This window comes from Streptomyces niveiscabiei (genome assembly GCF_001419795.1).
Lineage (GTDB): Bacteria > Actinomycetota > Actinomycetes > Streptomycetales > Streptomycetaceae > Streptomyces > Streptomyces niveiscabiei.
Map to the genome: position 1 here is coordinate 1 of NZ_LIRL01000812.1, position 6632 is coordinate 6632.

Annotated in this window: 4 protein-coding genes; all 4 read left to right on the forward strand. The window is 70.4% G+C overall.

Going from position 1 to position 6632, the window contains the following annotated elements:
• Positions 1 to 2981: glycoside hydrolase family 2 TIM barrel-domain containing protein (locus AOK24_RS34320; RefSeq protein ID WP_055723911.1), on the forward strand; the 2981-nt coding region annotated here is incomplete at its 5' end.
• 164 nt (positions 2982 to 3145) lie between these two features.
• Positions 3146 to 5389 (forward strand): glycoside hydrolase family 9 protein, encoded by a 2244-nt coding sequence (locus AOK24_RS34325; RefSeq protein ID WP_055723912.1) that lies wholly within the window; start codon positions 3146 to 3148, stop codon positions 5387 to 5389.
• Between the two features lie 105 nt (positions 5390 to 5494).
• The gene (locus AOK24_RS34330; RefSeq protein ID WP_040836760.1) at positions 5495 to 5746 is read left to right on the forward strand and encodes a hypothetical protein; all 252 of its coding nucleotides are present in this window, start codon (positions 5495 to 5497) and stop codon (positions 5744 to 5746) included.
• Positions 5743 to 6120, forward strand: a complete 378-nt coding sequence (locus AOK24_RS34335) for a hypothetical protein (protein ID WP_055723913.1) — start codon at positions 5743 to 5745, stop codon at positions 6118 to 6120. Before AOK24_RS34330 ends, AOK24_RS34335 begins: the two co-directional genes overlap by 4 nt.
• The last annotated feature ends 512 nt before the right edge of the window (positions 6121 to 6632 follow it).

Consider the following 6632-nt stretch of genomic DNA (forward strand, 5'->3'; position numbering starts at 1 on the left):
CCCCGGGCCGCCACACCCTCCCCCTGCGCGACGGCTGGTGCTTCGCGCTGGTCAACCCCGGCGGGATCACCGACCCGACCGGCGCCTACGACCGCGCCGCCGACCCCGCGTACGACGACACCGCCTGGCGCGAGATCGCCGTCCCCCACGACTGGTCCATCGAACTGGCCCCCACCACCGAGAACGGCACCACCAGCGGCACCGGCTTCTTCCCCGGCGGCCTCGGCTGGTACCGCCTCTCCTTCACCGTGCCGAGCGCCTACGCCGGGAAACGGATCTCCGTCGAGTTCGACGGCGTCTACATGGACTCCACGGTCTTCGTGAACGGCACCGAACTCGGCACCCACCCCTACGGCTACACCGGCTTCGCCTACGACCTCACCGGGCACCTCCACGCCGACGGCACCACCGAGAACGTCCTCGCCGTCCGCGTCCGCAACCGCCTCCCCAGCAGCCGCTGGTACTCCGGCAGCGGCATCTACCGCGAGGCCCGCCTGATCGTCACCGACCCGGTCCACGTCCCCCGCTGGGGCACCCACGTCACCACCCCCGAGATCACCGCCGACCGCGCGAGAGTCGAGATCCGCACGACGGTCGCCAACACCTCCGGCACCCCGCAGGACGTCGAGATCACCTCCCGGATCGTCGCTCCCAACGGCCGCACGGTCGCCCGTACGACATCCACGGTGACCGTCGCCGGCACCGCGACCGAGGCCCACACCGCCGTCGTCCCCGACCCGAAGCGCTGGGACTTCACGGACCCGCACCGCTACCGCCTGGAGACCGAACTCCGTATCCAGGGCAAGGTGGTCGACACCTACGGCACGGTCTTCGGCATCCGCACCTTCCGCGTCGACCCCGACGAGGGCTTCGAACTCAACGGCAGGCACGCCAAGTTGAAGGGCGTCGACCTCCACCACGACCTCGGCGCGCTCGGCGCGGCCGTCAGCGCGGACGCGATCCGGCGGCAGATGACCATCATGAAGTCGATGGGCGTCAACGCCTTCCGCACCTCCCACAACCCGCCCTCCACGGAGATGATCCGCATCTGCGAGGAGCTCGGGATCGTGATGCTGGTGGAGGCGTTCGACTGCTGGAAGACCCCCAAGACCCGCTACGACTACGGCCGTTTCTTCGACGAGTGGTCCGACCGCGACATCGCCGAGATGGTCCTCGCGGCCCGCAACTCCCCGGCCGTCGTGATGTGGTCGATCGGCAACGAGATCACCGAGTTCACCTCCACGGCGGGCCTGACGATCGCCGACCGCCTCATCGCCGGCATCAAGGCGCACGACACGACGCGCCCCGTCGTCATCGGCTCGCACCGCCACCGCAGCGTCCCCGCCCCCGGCACCCCCGCCGACCTGATCCTCGCCAAACTCGACGGCCTCGGCCTCAACTACAACACCGCGAAGTCGGTCGACGCCCTCCACGCCCGCTACCCGCACCTGTTCCTCTTCGAGTCGGAGTCCTCGTCGGAGACGTCGACTCGCGGCGCCTACCAGGAACCCGAGCACCTCAACACCGGCGAGAATTACACCCCCGGCAAGCGCGCGACCTCCTCCTACGACAACAACCTCGCCTCCTGGACGATGAGCGGCGAGTACGGCCACAAGAAGGACCGCGACCGGAAGTGGTTCGCCGGGCAGTTCCTGTGGTCCGGCATCGACTACATCGGCGAGCCCACCCCGTACGACGTGTTCCCGGTGAAGGCGTCGTTCTTCGGCGCGGTCGACACCGCCGGGTTCCCCAAGGACATGTACCACCTCTTCCGCAGCCAGTGGGTGAGCGAGCCCATGGTCCACCTGCTGCCGATGAGCTGGAACCACACGGCGGGGGAGACCGTCGAGGTGTGGGCCTACGCGAACGTCCCGGACGTCGAACTCTTCCTGAACGGCCGGTCGTTGGGGGTGCGGTCGTTCGACGTGAAGAAGACCGTGGACGGCCGCGCCTACCTGGAGACGACCGAGGCGACCGGCGACGACAAGACGTTCACCGACGGCCCGTACCCGGGGAGTTACACAAGCCCCAACGGCAGCGCGGGCAAACTGCACCTCACCTGGAAAGTCCCCTTCGAGGAGGGCGAGTTGAAGGCGGTCGCCCGGCGGGGCGGCAAGGTCGTCGCGACCGACGTCCTGCGCACGGCCGGCGCCCCGCACGCGGTACGCCTCACCGCCGACCGCAAGTCCCTCCCCGCCGACGGCCGTTCCCACGTCTTCGTCACCGCCGAAGTGGTCGACGCGCGCGGGACCGTCGTCCCCGGCGCCGAGCACCTGCTGACGTTCACCGTCGACGGCGGCTCCCTCGCCGGCCTCGACAACGGACGCCAGGAGAGCGCCGAAAAATATCAGGCGAGCACCCGAACCGCCTTCCACGGCAAGGCACTTGCCATCGTCCGCTCGGGCGGCGAACCCGGGACGCTGAAGGTGACGGCGACGGGGGAGGGGCTCAGGAAGGGCACGGTCTCCGTGCGCACGACCTGGGCGCGCTCGGCGTCCGCGACCCCGGCGCCCGCGTTCGTGCCGGAACACCCCGAGGCGCCCACCTATCCGTACGCCGACGCCAGTTACTCCGGCCGGCCTGACACCCTCCCGGCCGCCGTGCTCGACGGCAACCCCGCCACCGGCTGGTCCAACGGGTTCCTCAAGGCGGCCACCGCGCTGCTGCCGGCGTTCAGCGGGGCGCGGGCGGCGGACTGGCTGGCGGTGGACTACGGCAGGGTGCGGGACTTCGACCGGGTCGAGGTGTCGTTCACCGTCGACGCCGGGCACAGCCTCCCGAAGAGCGTCGAGGTCGAGGTGTGGGACGGGCGAACGTACGTACCCGCCACGGGAGTCGACGTCCAGTGGGCCACCGCCTCCGACGCGCCGTCCGTGATCACGTTCGGGGCGCTGCGGGGATCGCGCGTGAAGCTCACGTTCACGAGCGCGCGGCCGGGTGAGGCCCAAGGGGCGGTCAGGGTCGCCAAGTTCGCGGCGTAGTCGGCCAACGGGACACCGTACAACCGGCCTTCGGCGGTCCGGACAGGAATCTGTTCTGTCCGGACCGTTGACGCAGTGACGTGAGGGCAACAAGCATGGGCGGCCCGTCCGCTATATGGGAGCGCTCCCATTCCGTGGGGGGCGTCTCTCCGAGGAGCCATGACGTGAAACGACGACGCAGAACGAGCCTGCTGACTCTGGCCGCCCTGCTCGGCGGCGCCCTGGTCGCGCTGCCCGCCGCGCCCGCCGGAGCCGACGAGGTCGAGCAGGTCAAGAACGGCGGCTTCGACAACGGCACCGCCCCCTGGTGGACCAGCAACGTCACCACCGTCCCCGCCGACGGACGCCTGTGCGCCGACGTCCCCGGCGGCACCGTCAACCGCTGGGACTCCGGGATCGGCCAGAACGACATCGCCCTCGTCAAGGGCGAGACCTACCGCTTCTCCTTCAAGGCGTCCGGCGTCGCCGAGGGGCACGTGGTCCGCGCGATCGTCGGCCTCGCCGTCTCCCCGTACGACACCTGGCAGGAGGCGAGCCCGGTCCTCACCGAGGCCGACGGCTCGTACTCCTACACCTTCACCTCGCCCGTCGACACCGCGCAGGCGCAGGTCGCCTTCCAGGTCGGCGGCAGCGCGGACGCCTGGCGGTTCTGTGTGGACGACGTGTCGCTGCTCGGCGGGGTGCCGCCGGAGGTGTACGAGCCGGACACCGGGCCGCGCGTGCGCGTCAACCAGGTCGCCTACCTACCCGCCGGGCCCAAGAACGCGACCCTCGTGACCGACGCGACGACCCGGCTGCCGTGGCAGCTGAAGAACGCGGCCGGGAAGACGGTCGCGCACGGCTGGACCGTACCGCGCGGCACCGACGTCTCCTCCGCGCAGAACGTCCACACCGTCGACTTCGGCGCCTACCGCAAGCCCGGCACCGGCTTCACGCTCACCGCCGACGGCGAGACCAGCCGCCCGTTCGACATCGGCAAGGCCGCCTACGAGAAGCTCAGCCGCGACGCCGTGAAGTACTACTACACGCAGCGCAGCGGCATACCGATCCGCGACGACCTGCGCCCCGGCTACGGCAGGGCGGCCGGACACGTCGGCACCGCGCCCAACCAGGGCGACACCTCCGTACCCTGCCAGCCCGGCGTCTGCGACTACACGCTGGACGTCAGCGGCGGCTGGTACGACGCCGGGGACCACGGCAAGTACGTGGTGAACGGCGGCATTTCGGTGTGGGAGGTGCTCAGCACCTACGAGCGTTCCCTGCACGCCCGCACCGGCACGCCGGCCCGTCTCGGCGACGGGCAGCTCGTGCTCCCCGAGAGCGGCAACAAGGTCCCCGACGTCCTCGACGAGGCGCGCTGGCAGCTGGACTTCCTGCTGAAGATGCAGGTCCCGGACGGGCAGTCGCTCGCCGGGATGGCCCACCACAAGATCCACGACGAGAACTGGACCGGCCTCCCGCTGCTGCCGAGTGACGACCCGCAGAAGCGTGAACTGCACCCGCCGTCCACCGCCGCCACCCTCAACCTCGCGGCGGCAGCCGCCCAGGCGGCCCGCCTCTACAAGCCGTACGACAAGGCGTTCGCCGCGAAGGCCCTGACCGCCGCCCGCAAGGCGTGGACGGCCGCGCAGGCCCACCCGGCGATGTACGCCGACCCCAACGACGGTACGGGCGGCGGCGCTTACAGCGACAACAACGTCACCGACGAGTTCTACTGGGCCGCCGCCGAGCTGTATCTCACCACCGGCGAGAAGCAGTTCGCGGACTCCGTCCTCACCTCCCCGCTCCACACGGCCGACGTCTTCGGCCCCGTCAGCTTCGACTGGGGCGGCACGGCCGCCGCCGGACGCCTCGACCTCGCCCTCGTCCCCAGCAAGCTCCCCGGCCGCGACAAGGTCCGCGCGTCCGTCGTGAAGGGCGCCGACGGCTACCTCGCCACCCTCGCGGGCCAGTCGTACGGCATGCCGTACGCGCCCAACAACAACATGTACGACTGGGGCTCCGCGCACCAGGTGATCAACAACGCCGTCGTCATCGCGAGCGCGTACGACATCACCGGCGCCTCCAAATACCGCGACGGCGCCGTGCAGAGCATGGACTACGTGCTCGGCCGCAACGCGCTGAACATGTCGTACGTCACCGGCTACGGCGAGGTCAACGCGCATCGGCAGCACAGCCGCTGGTACGCCAACCAGCTCGACCCGAAGCTGCCGTCGCCGCCCGCCGGGACGCTCGCCGGCGGTCCCAACTCGTCGATCCAGGACCCGTACGCGCAGAGCAAACTCCAGGGCTGCGTCGGCCAGTTCTGCTTCATCGACGACATCCAGTCCTGGTCGACGAACGAGACGGCCGTCAACTGGAACGCGGCGCTGACCCGGCTCGCGTCCTTCGTCGCCGACCAGGGGTAGAGGTCTCCCGGATGTAAGAACGTCTGTACGCCTCCGGTACCGCTCGGGCACCTGGGTGACCTGGGGATATTTACGGGTAAGTACCCGAGCGGTACCGTGAGGGGTATGCCAGCCCTCAATGTGGAGTTCAGCGAACGCGAGCTGGAGGACCTGCGGCAGATCGCCAAGGAGCGCGGGACGTCGATGAAGGCGCTCGTCCGCGAGGCCGCAGCGGCGGACATCGCCCGGCACCGGGCGCTCCAGGAAGGCGCGGCGGCGTTCCGGACGTTCTTCGCCGCCCACGCCGACGAATTCGCGGCGGCCTTCCCCGACGACGAGAGCCCCGCCCGGGCGAGGGGCAGGTCGGTCCGCCGGTGACGACCGTCATCCATATCGACGTACCGTGGCTGCTCCAGCGCCACGAGGAGGTCCTTCCGGACCAGCCGACCGTCGACGACTTCTCCGCGCTCGTCGCCGCCGTCGCCCGGCACCGCGTCGACCCGCCGCGCCTCGGCGTCGACTCGGACCCGGCGTGGCGCGCGGCGGCCCTCCTGCACACGCTCGCCGTCCTCAAACCCCTCCCCGCCGCCAACGCGCGGTTCGCCTGCGCGACGGCCGTGTCGTACATGTACGTCAGCGGCGCCGGGATCGATCCGCCGTACGGGGCGTTAGTGGATCTCGCCCGGGACCTGATGTCCGGGAAGGCGGATGTGTACGGGGCGGCGGACCGGCTGCGGTCGTGGCAGATATGACCGTCTGAGCTGTTCTTCGGGAGCTTGGGCCGCCGGCCGGTGCGGGAAGGGGCCGGGCCGGCGGCCGTGGCTCGCGCGGGAGAGCCGCCGTCCCACGCGAGGACCCCGAGGAGGGCCACTTCCCAGTTGAACGCGTGTCCCGGGGCGGCGGGAGTGTGTGGGGGAGGTGAGGCGCGGGCGCTTGATTCACACGGGGTGTGGCCGAAACCGGGTGTGTCGGCCCTCTGGCGCGGTCCGTTTCAACGGTGTGTTGAAATCCCGCTTCCCCAGCCGGAGTTGAGGATGTTTCGACTTTCGTCGAAAAGCGATAGGCGCCGTTCCTCTTGCCTTGTTGCACGCGACTAAGTTGTGCAATGGTGAACTACCGTGCGCCGAGGTCCGGCCGGTCGCACCGTTCCGCACCGAAGGATCAGCCCAGTGCCCTCCGCCTACCCGCCGCGAGCGCGTCGTCGGACTCTCCGGGATCCCCGCCGGGCGGCGGATACGGGGGACGCGGCGGGTAGGCGGAGGGC